Source organism: Streptomyces sp. NPDC058308, assembly GCF_042880275.1.
Taxonomy (GTDB): Bacteria; Actinomycetota; Actinomycetes; order Streptomycetales; family Streptomycetaceae; genus Streptomyces.
In genome coordinates, this window is sequence record NZ_JBHVZA010000025.1 from 102445 (window position 1) to 117332 (window position 14888).

The 14888-nt window shown below is 71.4% G+C and carries 12 protein-coding genes; 10 read left to right on the forward strand and 2 right to left on the reverse strand.

Annotated elements, in window-relative coordinates:
• Window positions 1–34 precede the first annotated feature (34 nt).
• Complete coding sequence (locus tag ACFVYL_RS29325; RefSeq protein ID WP_389721161.1) at window positions 35–445, reverse strand: DUF779 domain-containing protein; 411 nt, start codon at window positions 443–445, stop codon at window positions 35–37.
• Window positions 446–576: 131 nt separating this feature from the next.
• On the opposite strand from ACFVYL_RS29325, the gene ACFVYL_RS29330 reads away from it, so the two are divergent.
• Complete coding sequence (locus ACFVYL_RS29330; RefSeq protein WP_389721163.1) at window positions 577–1248, forward strand: L,D-transpeptidase; 672 nt, start codon at window positions 577–579, stop codon at window positions 1246–1248.
• A gap of 26 nt (window positions 1249–1274) precedes the next feature.
• On the opposite strand, the gene ACFVYL_RS29335 is transcribed toward ACFVYL_RS29330, so the two are convergent.
• Entirely contained in the window at window positions 1275–3392 is a 2118-nt protein-coding gene (locus ACFVYL_RS29335; RefSeq protein WP_389721165.1) for a choice-of-anchor A family protein, read from the reverse strand.
• 983 nt (window positions 3393–4375) lie between these two features.
• Here ACFVYL_RS29335 and ACFVYL_RS29340 point away from each other — a divergent pair.
• The 9 genes from ACFVYL_RS29340 to ACFVYL_RS29380 all read left to right on the forward strand — a co-directional run bounded on the left by ACFVYL_RS29340 (window position 4376) and on the right by ACFVYL_RS29380 (window position 14857).
• Window positions 4376–5854, forward strand: coding sequence for an esterase (locus ACFVYL_RS29340; protein ID WP_389721167.1), 1479 nt, complete (start codon window positions 4376–4378; stop codon window positions 5852–5854).
• A gap of 170 nt (window positions 5855–6024) precedes the next feature.
• Entirely contained in the window at window positions 6025–6342 is a 318-nt protein-coding gene (locus ACFVYL_RS29345; RefSeq protein WP_389721169.1) for a hypothetical protein, read from the forward strand.
• A 317-nt stretch (window positions 6343–6659) separates the two neighbouring features.
• Window positions 6660–7724: a phytanoyl-CoA dioxygenase family protein gene (locus ACFVYL_RS29350; protein WP_389721171.1), complete on the forward strand. Its 1065-nt coding sequence runs from the start codon at window positions 6660–6662 to the stop codon at window positions 7722–7724.
• Entirely contained in the window at window positions 7706–9025 is a 1320-nt protein-coding gene (locus ACFVYL_RS29355) for a DUF6271 family protein (protein ID WP_389721173.1), read from the forward strand. The genes ACFVYL_RS29350 and ACFVYL_RS29355 overlap by 19 nt, the downstream gene beginning before the upstream one ends.
• A gap of 8 nt (window positions 9026–9033) precedes the next feature.
• Entirely contained in the window at window positions 9034–10254 is a 1221-nt protein-coding gene (locus tag ACFVYL_RS29360; protein WP_389721197.1) for a type III PLP-dependent enzyme, read from the forward strand.
• Window positions 10251–10883, forward strand: a complete 633-nt coding sequence (locus ACFVYL_RS29365; protein WP_389721175.1) for a GNAT family N-acetyltransferase — start codon at window positions 10251–10253, stop codon at window positions 10881–10883. The genes ACFVYL_RS29360 and ACFVYL_RS29365 overlap by 4 nt, the downstream gene beginning before the upstream one ends.
• A complete protein-coding gene (locus tag ACFVYL_RS29370) occupies window positions 10861–12060 on the forward strand; it encodes an MFS transporter (RefSeq protein WP_389721177.1) in 1200 nt (399 codons plus the stop codon). Before ACFVYL_RS29365 ends, ACFVYL_RS29370 begins: the two co-directional genes overlap by 23 nt.
• Before the next feature lie 166 nt (window positions 12061–12226).
• Window positions 12227–13141: a diiron oxygenase gene (locus ACFVYL_RS29375; protein WP_389721179.1), complete on the forward strand. Its 915-nt coding sequence runs from the start codon at window positions 12227–12229 to the stop codon at window positions 13139–13141.
• A gap of 33 nt (window positions 13142–13174) precedes the next feature.
• The gene (locus ACFVYL_RS29380; protein ID WP_389721181.1) at window positions 13175–14857 is read left to right on the forward strand and encodes an FAD-dependent oxidoreductase; all 1683 of its coding nucleotides are present in this window, start codon (window positions 13175–13177) and stop codon (window positions 14855–14857) included.
• The last annotated feature ends 31 nt before the right edge of the window (window positions 14858–14888 follow it).

A 14888-nucleotide genomic window follows, 5' to 3' on the forward strand; every position in this document is an offset into this window, starting at 1 on the left:
TGTCGACCGATCAGCGAACCAACTCTCCCAGCAGTCAACGGAGTTCACCAGATCGCGGTGGTTCCGTGCCGACCAGCCGGGAACGGATGAGGAAACGCACACCTTCCGGGGCCTCCAGCGAGAAGCCGCTGCCGCGGCCCGGCACGACGTCCACTATCAGCCGGGTGTGGCTCCACACCGCGAACTGGCTCTTCGACATCCAGAACGCGACGGGCTCGGCCACGCCCTCGACCGTCAGCGACGCGAGGCGCACGTCGGAGTCGCCGGTGCGGAACTCGCCGTCCGGGTAGCACATGGGGGCGCTGCCGTCGCAGCAGCCGCCAGACTGATGGAACATCAGCGGCCCGTGCACCTCCCGCAGCCGGCGCACGAGCCGGGCGGCGGCGGAGGTGAGCTCCACGCGGGGGGCGTCGCCCGCGGTGTCCTTCGTCTCATGACGGTCCATGGGACCACTCTTTTCCTCGGCACGTTGCAACAGCGTTGCGGGTGAGGGGGGCGGCGCCCCGGATGGACCAATCGTGGGATGGTCGGGTCGTGTCGCCGGGGGAGCGGCCGCGCAGCGGCGAAGCTGGTGCGATGCGCTGGCTTCTCTCCTCGATCGCCGCCCTGTCCCTGGCCTTTCCCGTGGCCCAGGTGCCGGGCGCCGCCGTCGCCGCTCCGGCCTGCCGCGCGGGCACCGCCCCCTACCAGCGGGAACTGGAGCACGAGCTCCGGCTGCCGGTCGACGGACGCCAGTCCACCGCCGACTGCGTGGCCATCCGCCGGCTCCAGCAGCGGCTCGGCATCCGCCCGGCGGACGGCAGGGCGACCCTGCGGACGTACCGCCTGGTCGTCGCCGACCGGGTACGGCGGGACCCCGCGGCCCGGCGGGCCTGCCCCGTCAGGACCTACCGGGTCACCTGTGTGGACCTGAACCGGCAGATCCTGTGGGCACAGAGCGGCAGCAGGCTGGTGTTCGACCCGGTGCCGATCCGCAGCGGGCGGGACGGCCTGGAGACCCGTCGCGGCTGGCAGCGGATCTACTGGAAGAGCCGCAACCACTACTCGACGATCTATCACGTCGCGATGCCGTACGCGCAGTTCTTCAACGGCGGGCAGGCCCTGCACGGCACTCGCTCGGACCTGTTCTCGTCCGGCTCGGCCGGCTGCGTCAACATGGCCATGGGTGACGCCGCGCGCCTCTACGACCTGCTGATGAAGGGCGACCGGCTCTACCTCTGGGGGACGAAGCCGGGTACGGACGGCTGACGCCGCCCGTACCCGGGCCGGTGGAGTCACTTCCCCTTCTTGCCTCCGCCGCGCTGGTTGTGCAGCGTCACGGTCACGCCGTCGTCGGCGTTGCCCGCGGTGACCCTGTACGGGCCGTTGACGGTCTTCTTCGGCAGGACGTAGCCGTCGGGAACGGCGGTCTCCTTGAGGTAGTACGAGCCGAGCTCCAGGCCCTGGAAGTCGCATCGCCCCCTGCCGTCCGTCGCACAGCCCCTGTCGACCAGCGTGTCCCGGTGGGTGCCGGTCGTCTGCAGGCCGGGCCGGTCGTTGGTCTCCTGCCACAGCTGGAAGACGGCACCGCTCAGCGGCTTGCCCGTCTTCTTGTCCTTCTTGACGACCTTGATGGCGCCGAGCTCACCGGGTTCGTCGTGCCTGCTGTTCAACGCCTCCACGGAGACTCCGCGTCCGGCGGTGGCGTCGTCGAGTTCGAGGGGGCCGAAGACCGCCGGGTCCGGGAGCTCGTAACCGTCCGGAGCCTTCGTCTCGACCCAGTAGTACGTCCCGGTGACGACGGTCCTGCGGCACGTACCGGCGGCGCCCGTCGTGCAGGGGGCACCCGAGGAGGTGTCCGGGTCCGAGCCGCCCTGCTGCAGACCGGCCCTTCCGTTGGTCTCGCGCCACAGCTGGAAGACGGCGCCCGCCAGCGGGGCCCCGGTGTCCCGGTCCTTCTTGACGACGGTGACGTCGCCCTTGACGACGGTCGGCTCCTCCTTGGTGTTGGTGGCCGTGACCGTCACACCGTCCTCGGCGTTCGTCTCGGTCAGCTCCAGCGGTCCGAAGACGTTCGGCGAGGGCCGCTCGTAGCCCTTCGGCGCCTTCGTCTCGCGCCAGTAGTACGTGCCGGTCGGCACGGTCTGCACGCACTCGCCCCGCGCCCCGGTGGTGCAGGAGCCGCCGACCTTCGTGTCGGGGTCGGCGCCGCCGGTCTGCAGGCCGTCGTTGCCGTTGGTCTCCTCCCACAGCTCGAACTCGGCGCCCGCGAGCGGCCTGCCGCTCTCCTCGTCGGTCTTGACGATCTTGACCTGGCCGGTGGCCGGCTCGGTGTCGCAGTCGGGCAGGTCGCCGAGGAAGGGATAGTTGTGGATCTCCTGGCCGCCGCCGCCCGACGCCGCGCTGGTGTGGGTGAGCGAGCCGGTGGTGAAGAAGCGGCCGTTCATGCCCGGCACGCTGATCGTGGTCTTCGACTCCTGGTTGCCCACCAGGACGCTGCCCTGGAACTGGCCCGTGCCCTTGAACTCCACCGACGTGGCGTCGGGGAAGTTCCACAGCAGGCGGCTGCGCAGCTTGTTGAACTGACTGCTGTCGTCGATGGTGCCGCTGTAGGTGCTGATGGTGCGCGGTGAGCCGAGGACGTTGACCAGGATCGTGGCGCCGTCCGGGATCCCCTCGAAGCGGATGCCCTCCTGGCCGCCGCTGCGGCTCATCAGGTCGAAGTCCACGTTGAAGACCTGCAGCATAGAGCTGTTGTCGCCCCGGAACAGGGTCTCGCCGCCCGCGTGCGTGGCCGTTCCGGTGGGCGTGCGGGTGCCGCCGTCGGGGTGCGCGTAGCACTGGCTCGCGGCCGTCAGCTCGTCCCGCAGCGGGATGTAGGGCTTGGCTGCGTCGGGGTCCTTGCGCAGGGTGGCGAGGATCCTGCCGGTGGCGTCACCGGCATGGCGCACCACACCGGCCTCGGCGAGCAGCCGTTCGCCGTCGGCGACCGAGACGTCGCCGCCCGTCGTGAGCCAGTCCGCGCCCACGGGCGGCGCCACCCGGGAGCCGACACCGGCCTCGCCGATGTTGTAGATGCTGCTCGCGCCCGCCTCTTTGTCCTGGTCGAAGTCGCCGAGGACCACCACGCGGCCCTCGGCCTCCGCGGCCCGCCGGCGGACGAGGAAGTCCCCGCCGACGTAGACGTTGATGCCGTTGTCGCGGTACCTGATCGTGCCGTTGCCGATGGGCGGGTAGTCGCCGTCCGGGCACGTGCCCGGCACGCACGGGCCGAGCCCGCCGGGCAGGGGTTTCGCGGCGGCCGCCGCGGGTCTTGCCGGGGCGGACCCCGGCCCTGAGGAGGAATGCGCCGTAGCGGGCACGGCCGTGAAGCCGCTTCCCGCCACGACGCCGACGACACACAGATATCTCATTCCGGACTGGATGAGGGAGGGAAAGGTAACGCGCACATCAGCTCCTCGCTTGGGCAGAGACGTGGAGGAGGCTCGCACGACCGGCACCCTGGGCCAGTCAACCGATCCGTTCTTTTCGCGAAGAGCACTGCAAAGGACGAGTGACGGGCCGTCAGGGACGGATCGCGGACACCGCTTGATCGACGCGGTGTACGGGGAATGCGCGACAACTGGTGGGCATACCCCACGGGCTGGCCCGGCACGGCGAACGACAGGCGCCGCGACGTCGTCGGCGTCTGCCACCCGGAGAACACCGTGAGCGTGGGCCCTGCGGCCGACGGCGACGGCCGCATGCGCATCCGCATGTGGCGGCCCGCCGGCGGCAGCCTCGTGCACGCCTCCGCCGTGGTACCACGCGCCGTCACGCAGATGAAGTACGGCAAGTACAGCGCCCGCATCAAGGTCACCGAGCAGGCCCGGCTGCAAGTCAGCCTGGCTGCACTACGGCGGCGGCTGCGAGATGGACCACTCCGAGGGCGAATAAACCGGCTCGCTGAGCGCCTTCCACCACCCGTGCGGCGGAGGCGAACAAGGCGCGTACCCCGGCGCCGAGGACTGGACCGAGTGGCACACGGCCTCCACCGAGTGGACCCCCGGCCATGTGCGCTTTTCCGTCGACGGGCGGGAGACGGGTCACGACACGAGGGGCGTGCCGGACCGCCCGCTGTCCTGGGTTCTGGAGAACGAGGCAGAACGAGAGCGCCCCGGAGGGCCCGGGGCCGCGCCCGGCAGCAGCGCACGCCTTGAGATCACGTGGGTGGCGGCATACGCGCCCGGCTGGAAATGACGCGCGAGGGCAGCGAGTCGAGCTTCCGAGAGCGGTTTCTGAACTCCGTACAACCCTTGGGGCCCATCCCCTGTCGAACAGGACGCCGGACAAGGAACGGGCCCTTTCCGGACACCCCCCGCGCCTGCCCGGCCACCTTCCTTCACAGGAGCCGCTCGTGCGCAAGAACCGTTCGGCCGCCCTCGCCGCGGCCTCATTCCTTCTGCTGACCGGGGCCGGTATCGCCACCGCCCCCGCCGCCTTCGCCGGCACCCCTGGGGGCACCCACGCCGACGACCGCAACAGCGACTTCAACGGCGACGGGTACGAGGATGTGCTGGTCGGCGCCCCCGGCGCCACGGTGAGCGGTGCCAAGGGCGCGGGACTCGTCACCGTCCAGTACGGCTCCACCAGAGGCATCGGCACGACCGACGTCGCCCGGTTCAGCCAGTCGACGGGCGGCGTCTCCGGCGCCGCCGAGGCGGGCGACGCCTTCGGCAAGGCCGTCGCCACCGGCGACCTCGACGGTGACGGCTACGACGACGCCGTCATCGGCATCCCCGGCGAGGACCTCGGCGACCAGGCGGACGCCGGCGGTGTCGCCGTCCTCTGGGGTTCGAGGACGGGCCTCAACGGATCCGCCAGCAGCTGGCTGCAGAGCCAGCAGGCGGCCGCGGGCCAGCAGTTCGGCCTCGGTCTCGCCGCGGCGCACTTCACCGCGGACACGCCCGGCGACCTCCTGGCCGTCCTTGACCGGGACAACATGGAGCTCTTCGTGTACGACCCCGCGCCGCAGGCCCGCGGCGAGGCGCCGCTGCGCCGTCAGTCCACCCAGCGGCTCGGCAGGTCGGCCGACGCCAGCACGATCGTGTCCAAGTCGCTGACCACCGGCGACTACGACAACAACGGCTACGCCGACCTCGTCGCCTCCGGTGTCACCGCGGGGGACGAGCCCGGTCACGGCTGGTCCGTGCAGTTCGCGGGTGGCGCCGACGGCCTCACGTACCGGAACGACCTGCGCGGCGGTCCCGTCGCGGCCTCCGGCGACATCAACAACGACGGCTACGACGACCTGGTGACCGGCGAGCCCGCCTCGCCGGACGACGGCGGCGCGACGATGACCGGCGGTCTGGTCGGCGTGCGCTACGGCACCCCGGACGGCCTCGTGGACGAGGCCAAGTGGTGGACCCAGGACTCCGCGGGCGTGCCCGGCACCGCCGAGCGCGGTGACGGCTGGGGCGGGGACCTGTCCGTCGCGGACACGAACGGCGACGGTTACGCGGACGTCGCGATCGGCGCGCCCGGCGAGGACATCGGCACCGTCGCCGACGCGGGCGCCGTGTGGGTCCTGAACGGTTCGGAGAACGGGATGACGGCCACCGGCGCCAAGTCCTGGGACCAGGACGACACGGACATCCCGGGAGCGTCCGAGAAGGGCGACAAGTGGGGCGGGCAGGTGCGGCTCACCGACCCGAACAGGGACGGCCGCTTCGGCCTCCTCGCGGCGGCGCCCGGCGAGAACACCGGGGACGGCGTGGTGTGGGTCCTGTCCGCGGGCTCGGGCGGGGTGACCGGCGCCGGGTCCTGGACGTACGGGGCGGGTTCGCTCGGGGCGCCCGCCGCGGACTCGGCGTTCGGCGCGGCGATCGACGAGTGAAGGCAGGGGTTCCGGCCGGTTGCGGCCGGTCCTGAACGACCCTGACCAGTCCTGAACTCCCCTGAGGGGAACGGCCTCCGGGCGCGACCGTCAGCGGGCGGCTCTGTTTCATCGCCGCAGCTGCTGACGACAGCGTCCGGAGGCTGATCAGGTATGGAGGCTGATCAGGTATGACAGAGCCCGGCGAAGCGGTCGGCGACATCTCCTACGAGGACGGGGAGACGGCGCCGCGCGACGGGGCCACGGGCTGGCACGCCTACCAGGAGCGGACCTCAGTGCTGGTCCGTACCCGCCACTCGTCCTCGACCAGGAGCTGCCCGAGGGGCCCGGCATCGCCGTGGCCGCCGGCCGGGGCGGCGAAGGCGCGGCTGCGGACGGCGCCCGCCAAGGAGTTCCCCTGCTCGAACGTCGGCTGCGCGGCCCGTACTGGAATCTGCGCGGCAATGGCGGGCCACGGCGTGGCCGAACGGGTGCGGCGTCCCGCCTGACCGGGGGAGTGGCCCGCTGCGCGCCGCTCACTCTATGGCCCGGACCAACTACCGCTCAGTAGCCCGTAGTTGAGCTGCGGGATCTTTGCCAAATCCTCATATGACGGGCGCGTGAACTGGGGGTAAATGTCGCTCTTTTCCCTGCCAAGGCGCCCAATTCAATTGTTGACACGGGTAGTTGGTCTAGTCCATTTTGGTGGGACGCAAGTTCGACAGGGGGCGGGTGTGAACGCGCTGCCCCGGCGCGCCCGGCGGGGCCCGCCGCCCCGGCGTGGAGTCCTGCCGCCGGACGACAGAACCGAACCTTGGAGCACCACATGCCAGCGAGCGACGCCTACCTCCATCGCGCCCCCTCCGACGTCCCGTACTTCAGCGCGGACGGCGACACGTACCTCGCGCGGACACAGCTGCGCGACCTCGAAAAGACCCGCCCCCTGCGTGTGCTCTCCGAGGAGGACTTCGCCTTCTGGCAGACGTACGGCTATGTCGTCGTGAAGCAGGCGATACCCACCGACGCCGCCAAGGACCTGCTCGACTTCGCCTGGGAGTTCCAGGGACTGGACCGCGGCCGCCCGGACACCTGGTACGAGGAGCGTGAGTTCCGCTCCGACCTCGACCGCGAGCTGCACGTCTACGGCTTCGTCGAGGCCTACCACCACCAGCTCATCTGGGACAGCCGCCAGGCGCAGCGGGTCTACGACGCGTTCGTCGACGTGTGGGACTGCGAAGAGCTCTGGGTGACTCTCGACCGGCTCAACCTCAACCCGCCCAACGTCAAGAACCGCTCCCGCTCCCTGATCGCGCCCACGGAGCGCGGGTTCGACATCAACCTCCACTGGGACGTCGACACCACCCTCGGCGTGCTGCCCCAGCGCGTGCAGGGGATCATCGCCCTGGACGACACCCGCCAGGACCACGGCGGCTTCCAGTGCTGCCCCGAGCTGTTCCGCCGCTTCGACCGGTGGAAGGCCCTCCAGCCGGACGGCCGCGACCCCATCCGGCCGGCGATCGACCGGGACGAGATGCCCGTGGTCCGGCCGGAGCTCGAAGCCGGCGACCTGCTCATCTGGAACGGCCTGCTGGCGCACGGCGTGGCCCCCAACACGTCGGAGAACGGCGTACGGGCGGTCCAGTACCTCTCGATGATGCCCGCCCTCGAAACCCACGAGGAGCTGCGCCGCTCCCGCGTCGACTCCTGGCAGAATCTGAGCACGCCGGAGTGGAACGCCACCCTCCTGGGAGACGCCCAGAAGCACGAGTCGCTCCGGTACGGCACCGCAGCGCTCAACGACCTGGGCACCAAGCTGCTCGGCCTCAAGTCCTGGAACGGCCGGCCCTTCGACGAGTCGAACGGGGACGCCGCATGCGCCGAATCTGCCTGACGCTCCCCACCAACCGGGCCTGCCCGCAGACCATCGCGGCGATCGGCGAGGAAGCGGCGTACGCGGCCGCACACTTCGACGTCGAGGCGCACCTGCTGATCCTGGACTCCTCCGACACCGCCACGTTCGCCGGACACACCCGGGCCGTACAGGCCCTGCCTCAGCGGCCGGGCGTCGTCGTGCACCACCTCGACGAGCCGGCCCAGCGCGCCTTCCTGCGCCGGGTGATCGGCAGCGCCGGGGTCGCCAAGCCCGAGCTGATGCTGGACCTGATGCTCCCCGACGGCGTCTCCTACGGCGCCTGCACCAACCGCGCCTTCCTCATCGGCGCCGCCCTCGGCTGCGAGTCCGTCCACCGCAGGGACTCCGACAGCCACTACCAGGCGGTCGACGGCGAGCCCGTCTTCCCCGTCCACCACGAGCTCATGTCGCTCGGCAGGCCCGCGGCCCACGTCGCGCCCGACGTCACCGAGAACACCCTCGACCCACGCCACGCACACAAGCGCGTGGCGATGGTCGGCAGCTCCTTCGTGGGTGAACTCTCCGTGGACATCGGCGAGATCCGCCGCCTGGACCCGGACGTGTACTACGACGTGGTCAGCCTCTGGGCACCCGGTCACTGGTCCGACAGCGAGAAGCGGGCGCTCGTGGACGACTCCTTCCGGGGAGCCGGTTCCGACACCTTCGTACGCGACCACGCGACGCTGACCCTCGTCGACCCGATGCGCGTCGACATGTGCAACATCAGCTTCCACGGCGTGCACGAGAGCGTGCCGCTGCCGCCCGCGACCGACACCATCGGCAGCGACTACTTCCTCATCCACCTGGTCCATGACGCCGCACTGCCCGGAGTCCTGCACAACCGCAACATCGTCAACTTCTACACCGCGGAACGCAGGACCGACGCCGGCTTCCTCGCCTACCAGACGCGCTTCGTGAAGTTCTTCCTGTCGATGCTCTACTTCAACCACATCTACGACCGGATGACCGCGGCCGGCGAGGCGCTGCTCGACGACCGGGGGAACGTCCGCGCCGACGTCATCGCGGAGTTCGCCCGCGAGAGCACCCGGCTCGACCAGACGGAGAACCTCCAGCGCCTGGACCGTGTCGACACCGCCTACCGCACGCTCGGCGGCCGGTACGCCGACTTCGCCGACCACCTCGCGACGCGCCGCGAGCGGCTGCTCGACGAGGCGCGGAGCGACATCGAGGACTTCGCGCTGCTGACCGAGGCGTGGGCGCCCCTGATCCGCGCGAGCAAGGACGCCGGTCCGCTCCTGACGGCGGGGAACCCCGCGTGAGCGCGACGATGGCGCACGAGACGCGAGGGACCAACGGTACGGAGCCCGGCCTCGACAGCCCCCGGCTCCTCGACGCCCTGGCGGCCGCCACCGAAGACCGCATCGTCTTCGACCTCCCGGGCATCGAGGAGCGCTACGACACGCTGCGCCGCGAACTCCCCGGCGTGGCCGTCCGCTTCGCCATGAAGGCCTGCCCCGTCGACGAGGTCCTCGACCGCCTGGCGCGGGTCGGCTCCGGAGTCGACGCGGCAGGACCCGCGGAGGTGGAGCAGGCGCTGCGGGCCGGCGTGCCGATCGAGCGGATGCACTACGGCAACACCGTCAAGTCCGACCGGAACATCGCCGACGCCTTCCGCCTCGGCATCCGCGACTTCGCGACCGACAGCCTGGAGGACGTGCGGGCGATCGCCGCGCACGCCCCGGGCAGCCGGGTGTTCTGCAGGCTCGCGACCACCGGCGAGGGGGCGCTCTGGGGCCTCAGCAACAAGTACGGCTGCTCGCCCGAGGACGCCGTGACGGTGCTGGAGACGGCGCGTGAACTGGGGCTTACACCCGCCGGTCTCTCCGTCCACGTCGGCTCCCAGCAGATGACGGCCGACGCCTGGCAGGGCGCCATCGACCGCATCGCCGACGTCCTCGGCGCCCTCGCCGGGCGCGGCATCGGTCTGGACCACGTCAACCTCGGCGGCGGTCTGCCCGCCCTCGGCTACCGCGACAAGTACGGCACGCGGCTCGACCCGCCGCTGGACAAGATCTTCACCGTCATCCGCGAGGGCATGGCACGCCTCGCCTCGATCCCCGGCCACCGGCTCGCCTTCGTCGTGGAGCCCGGCCGCTACCTCGTCGCCGACCAGGGGGCCATCCGCGCGCACGTCTCCCGGCTCGCGGCCCGCCGCCGGCCGGACGGCGAGCGCCAGTACTGGCTCTATCTCAGCTGCGGCAAGTTCAACGGCCTCTACGAGATGGACCAGTTGCAGTACCGCCTCGTCTTCCCCGCACACCCGGACGCACCGCCCGTCCCCGCCGTGATCGCGGGCCCCACCTGCGACAGCGACGACGCCTACTCCCACGAGGAGGGCCTCGTCCAGGTGCCCGGGACGCTCGCGTCGGGCGACCCGGTCTGGGTGCTCTCCTGCGGCGCGTACGCGACCAGCTACATGACGCAGGGCTTCAACGGCTTCAGCCCCCTCCCTTACACCTGGATCGACGGCGAGGGCGGCGACGCATGACCGAGGAGATACGCGTACGCCCTATCGCCGACGGGGACTGGGAGTCCATCGTGGCGCTGGAGTCCCGCGCCTACGAGCCGCTCGGCCTGGCGGAGGGGCGGCCCGCCCTTGAGTCCCGGATGCGTGCGTCCCCGCACACGTGCTTCGCGCTGGATCTGGGACGGCAGTTGGCGGGCTACCTGCTCGCCCTGCCGTACCCGGAGTCCGCGTACCCGGAGCTGCGCGGGAGCGAGCGGGCCGCGCCGACCCCATCGCGCAACCTGCACCTGCACGACATCGTCGTCGCGGAGCACCTGCGCCACCGCGGCCTTGCGCGCCACCTCCTGCGGCGCCTCATGGAGACGGCCCGCTCGCACGGGTACGAGCAGATCTCCCTGATCGCGGTCGGGGACAGCGAGACGTTCTGGTCGGGCCGGGGCTTCGCCGCGCGTCGCGGGGGGCCGCCGCCGGCCGGATACGGCCCGACAGCCGTGTACATGTCTCGGCCGGTGCACGGCGTCTCGCCCCCGCACGAAGAAACCGAACCAGCACGGGACACAGAACCAGCACGTGACACAGAACGAGCGCGACATGCACAACCAGCACGAGAAACAGAGAAGTGGGCTGATGCGGGTGCTCCGCTTGCGTGATCCTTTCCACCGCGGCCAGTTGGCGATCGCAGCGCTGTTCTGCTCCCTGGGCTTCCAGTACGCCACCTGGGCGGCGCGGATCCCCGCCATCAAGACGGACCTCGGCCTGTCCGCGGCGGAGGTCGGCGTGCTCCTGATGGCCGCCGGCATCGGAGCGGCCGTGTCGTTCCCCGTGGTGGCGGTGCTGATGCGGCGTCTCGGTTCGCAGCGCCTCGCGCTGCTTTCGGCGCTCTGCCTCGCCCTGCTGCTTCCGGCGCTGGCCGCGGCGCCCAACTACCCGGTCGCCCTCCTGGTCATGTGCGTCGACGGCGTCCTCGTCGGCTGTCTGAACGTCGCCATGAACGCCCAGGGAGCCGAACTCGAAAGCCGGTACGAGCGCAACGCCATGGCGCGCCTGCACGCGACGTTCAGCGGCGGTTCGCTGCTCGCCGCGCTGCTCGCCTCCGGCATGAACGCGGTGACCTCGACGGTCGCCGCGCACTTCGCGGTGGCCGCGCTGCTGCTGCTCCTGCTGGTCGCGTACGCCAGGACGGGCCTCCTGACGGAGCGCCAACCCGCCACGGACACAGCGGAGAAGACCGAGGGGAAGGCGGTGGAGGAGCAGAAGGGGGCGAAGAAGAAGAGCTGGACCGTGCCGTCCCGCATGACGCTGTGGATGTGTGTCGCCATGGCGTTCGGCACCGTGACCGAAGGGGCCATGAACGACTGGTCGGCTCTCTACCTCAAGGACGTGGCCGACGCCTCCGCCGAACTGGCCCCGCTCGGCATCGCCGTCGTCTCGGGAATGATGGTCGTCGCCCGCCTCTTCGCCGACGGCTGGCGCAGCCGCTGGGGCGACGGCCGGATCGTCCTGTCCGGGAGCGTCCTGGCCGCGGCCGGTCTGGCTCTCGCCCTGCTCAGCGGCGGTCTGGTGCCGGCGCTGCTCGGCTTCGCCTGTGTCGGCCTCGGCATCGCGGCCGTCACCCCGTGCGTCTATGTGGCCGCGGCGGGCCAGGGTTCGGACTCGCTGACCCTGGTCGCGGCCATGGGCACCACGGGTCTGCTCGCCGGGCCGCCGCTCATCGGCTTCATCGCGCACGCGAGCAGTCTCGTCTGGGGTCTGGCCGCCGTCGCGGCGTCGGCCCTGGTCGTGTCCGCGTGCAGTACGCGGATCCGGTGGCCCGCGACGAGCGGCTGACGGCCACGGAACCGACCGGACCTGCCCTGTTCAATCTCGTACTTACTCGAGGGTAGGCGGACCCGACCCCCTTGTTATACATTCCGTCTAACAAGGGGGTCGCGGCCCGCCGTGCCACAGAGCGCCGTGCCCGCTGCCCGGACGTCTGAAGCCAAGGAGTCGCAGCATGGCAAGCAGCACTGTTCGCCCGAGCACTCAGGGCGGTTCCCCGGAAGGTGATGTCGCCCGGCGGCTGCTGGACTCGGCCGCCGTGCTGGCGTACGACCCGGCGACCGAGGTCGACTGGGAGACGCCGCTCGACCGCGCGTACCACGGCGCGAGCCCGGAGTGGAGCACGCTCTACGGCACCGCCTACTGGCAGGAACTGTCCGAGGAGCAGCGCAAGGAGCTGACCCGGCAGGAGGCCGCCTCGGTGGCCAGCACCGGCATCTGGTTCGAGATGATCCTGCAGCAGATGGTGCTCCGCGATGTCTACGCCAAGGATCCGACGAGCACCGAGGTCCAGTGGGCGCTGACGGAGATCGCCGAGGAGTGCCGCCACTCCATCATGTTCGCCCGCGGCGCCGAGAAGCTCGGCGCGCCCGCCTACCGGCCGCGCCGGTGGGCCATCGAACTGGGCAGGGTCTTCAAGTCGGTTGCCTTCGGCGAGGCCGCGTACGCGGCGATCCTGGTGGCCGAGGAGGTCCTCGACGTCATGCAGCGCGACTGGATGCGCGATGAGCGCGTCGTGCCCTTCGTCCGCACCATCAACAACATTCATGTCGTCGAGGAGTCGCGGCACATGAAGTTCGCCCGCGACCAGACGCGCAAGCGGCTCGCGGGCGCGGGCCGGGCGCGCCGCGAGATCAACGCCCTCGTGACAGCCATCGCGTCGTACGTCATCGTCACCAGCATGGTGAACCGCAAGGTGTACGCGAACGCCGGGCTCGACGAGGAGCGCGCGGTCGCCGAGGCGAAGGCCAACGAGCACCACAAGTCCATGATGCGGTCGAGCTGTTCGGGGCTGATGGAGTTCCTCGCCTCCTGCGGCCTGCTCACCAAGCCGGCCCTGGTGTTCTACAAGCGCGCCAACCTCATCTGAGCCGACGGATCCGAGCGAGCTGAGCCGACGAACATGACCTACGCCATCACGCAGACCTGTTGCAGCGACGCCACGTGCGTCGCCGTGTGCCCGGTCAACTGCATCCACCCCACGCCGCAGGAGCGGGCGTTCGGCAGCACGGAGATGCTGCACATCGACCCCAGGACCTGCATCAGCTGCGGCGCCTGCGCCGACGCCTGCCCCGTCGACGCGATCTTCCCGGCGGACAGCCTGCCCGTCGCGCAGCGGGAGTACGCCGAGATCAACGCGGCGTACTACGACCGCGAGCCGGCGCCCGATGCCTCCGGAGCCGCGCCCGAGGCGTCCGACACCGCGCCGCAGGGACCGAACTTCCACACCTGGGGCGAGCCGTCCTTCCCGCGTGTGCTGCCGGCCGACTTCGCACCGCTGAAGGTCGCCGTCGTCGGGACAGGACCCGCCGGGATGTACGCCGTGCAGGATCTGCTGCTGCATACCAGCGCCGAGGTGACGCTGATCGACCGGCTGCCGGTGGCGGGCGGCCTGGTGCGCTACGGCGTGGCGCCGGACCACCCCGCGACCAAGAAGGTCGGCGAGACCTTCGCCCGCTTCCACACGCACCCGAGAGTGCGGATGCACCTGGGCCTGGAGGTGGGCACCGACGTCACCCCGGAGGAGATCGCGGCCCACCACGACGCGGTGATCTACGCCGTGGGCGCCTCGGCGGACCGCCGGCTGTCGATCCCCGGGGAGGAGTTGCCCGGCAGCATCTCCGCGAGGGCCTTCGTCGCCTGGTACAACGCCCACCCGGACGCGGCACCGGACGGCATCGACCTGTCGGCCGAGCGCGTGACCGTCGTCGGCAACGGCAACGTCGCCCTGGACGTGGCCAGGATCCTGCTCGCCGACCCCGGCACGCTCGCCCGCACCGACATCGCCGACCACGCGCTGCGCGCCCTGCGCGAGAGCAAGGTGCGCGAGGTGGTGCTGCTCGCGCGGCGCGGCCCCGAGGACGCCGCGTACACCAGGTCCGAGCTCCTTGCCCTCAAGCACCTGCCGGACGTGGAGCTGACGGTCGACGACCACGACCCGCGCGTCGCCGCCACCGTCGACTCCGCACGCGCGACGGACAAGGCGGCGGTCCTGCGGGGCGTCGCGCGCACCCGGCCCGACTGGGAGCGGGAGCCCGCGCCCGGCCGCAGGATCGTGCTGCGCTTCTTCTGCGCACCCGTCGAAGTCCTCGGCGCCGGACGGGCCGAGGCCGTGCGGGTGGCCGCGGACACGGGGGAGCGGACGATACCGGCGGGCCTCGTCCTGCGCGCCATCGGCTACCGCGGCGTGCCCGTCGCCGGACTGCCCTTCGACGAGTCCGACGGCACCGTGCCCCACGAGGGCGGCAGGGTCGCCGGACAGCCGGGCACGTATGTCGTGGGCTGGATCAAGCGGGGCCCTTCCGGCGGCATCGGGGCCAACCGCACCTGCGCCGCGGAGACGGTCTCCACCCTCCTCGCCGACGCGGTCGCGGGCGCGCTGCCCGCCCCGCGACAGGGACCGAAGGCATTCCACCGGCTGGCCCGGCGGCGCAACCGGCACGTGATCGACGCGCGCGGCCTCGCCGCCATCGAACGGGCCGAGGTCACGCGCGGGCTGAGCGCGGGGCGCCCGCGGGTCAAGCTGGCCACCGTGGCCGAGCTCGTCTCCACGGCGAGGGCGGGCCGCGGCCTGCTGTCGCGCTGACGGCAATCCCGCCGCCCGCCGGGCCCCCGCG

Coding starts and splice junctions, on each gene's coding strand:
- ACFVYL_RS29325 (WP_389721161.1), bottom strand. CDS start 445: ATGGACCGTCATGAGACGAAGGACACCGCGGGCGACGCCCCCCGCGTG.
- ACFVYL_RS29330 (WP_389721163.1), top strand. CDS start 577: ATGCGCTGGCTTCTCTCCTCGATCGCCGCCCTGTCCCTGGCCTTTCCC.
- ACFVYL_RS29335 (WP_389721165.1), bottom strand. CDS start 3,392: ATGAGATATCTGTGTGTCGTCGGCGTCGTGGCGGGAAGCGGCTTCACG.
- ACFVYL_RS29345 (WP_389721169.1), top strand. CDS start 6,025: ATGACAGAGCCCGGCGAAGCGGTCGGCGACATCTCCTACGAGGACGGG.
- ACFVYL_RS29350 (WP_389721171.1), top strand. CDS start 6,660: ATGCCAGCGAGCGACGCCTACCTCCATCGCGCCCCCTCCGACGTCCCG.
- ACFVYL_RS29355 (WP_389721173.1), top strand. CDS start 7,706: ATGCGCCGAATCTGCCTGACGCTCCCCACCAACCGGGCCTGCCCGCAG.
- ACFVYL_RS29360 (WP_389721197.1), top strand. CDS start 9,034: ATGGCGCACGAGACGCGAGGGACCAACGGTACGGAGCCCGGCCTCGAC.
- ACFVYL_RS29365 (WP_389721175.1), top strand. CDS start 10,251: ATGACCGAGGAGATACGCGTACGCCCTATCGCCGACGGGGACTGGGAG.
- ACFVYL_RS29370 (WP_389721177.1), top strand. CDS start 10,861: ATGCGGGTGCTCCGCTTGCGTGATCCTTTCCACCGCGGCCAGTTGGCG.
- ACFVYL_RS29375 (WP_389721179.1), top strand. CDS start 12,227: ATGGCAAGCAGCACTGTTCGCCCGAGCACTCAGGGCGGTTCCCCGGAA.
- ACFVYL_RS29380 (WP_389721181.1), top strand. CDS start 13,175: ATGACCTACGCCATCACGCAGACCTGTTGCAGCGACGCCACGTGCGTC.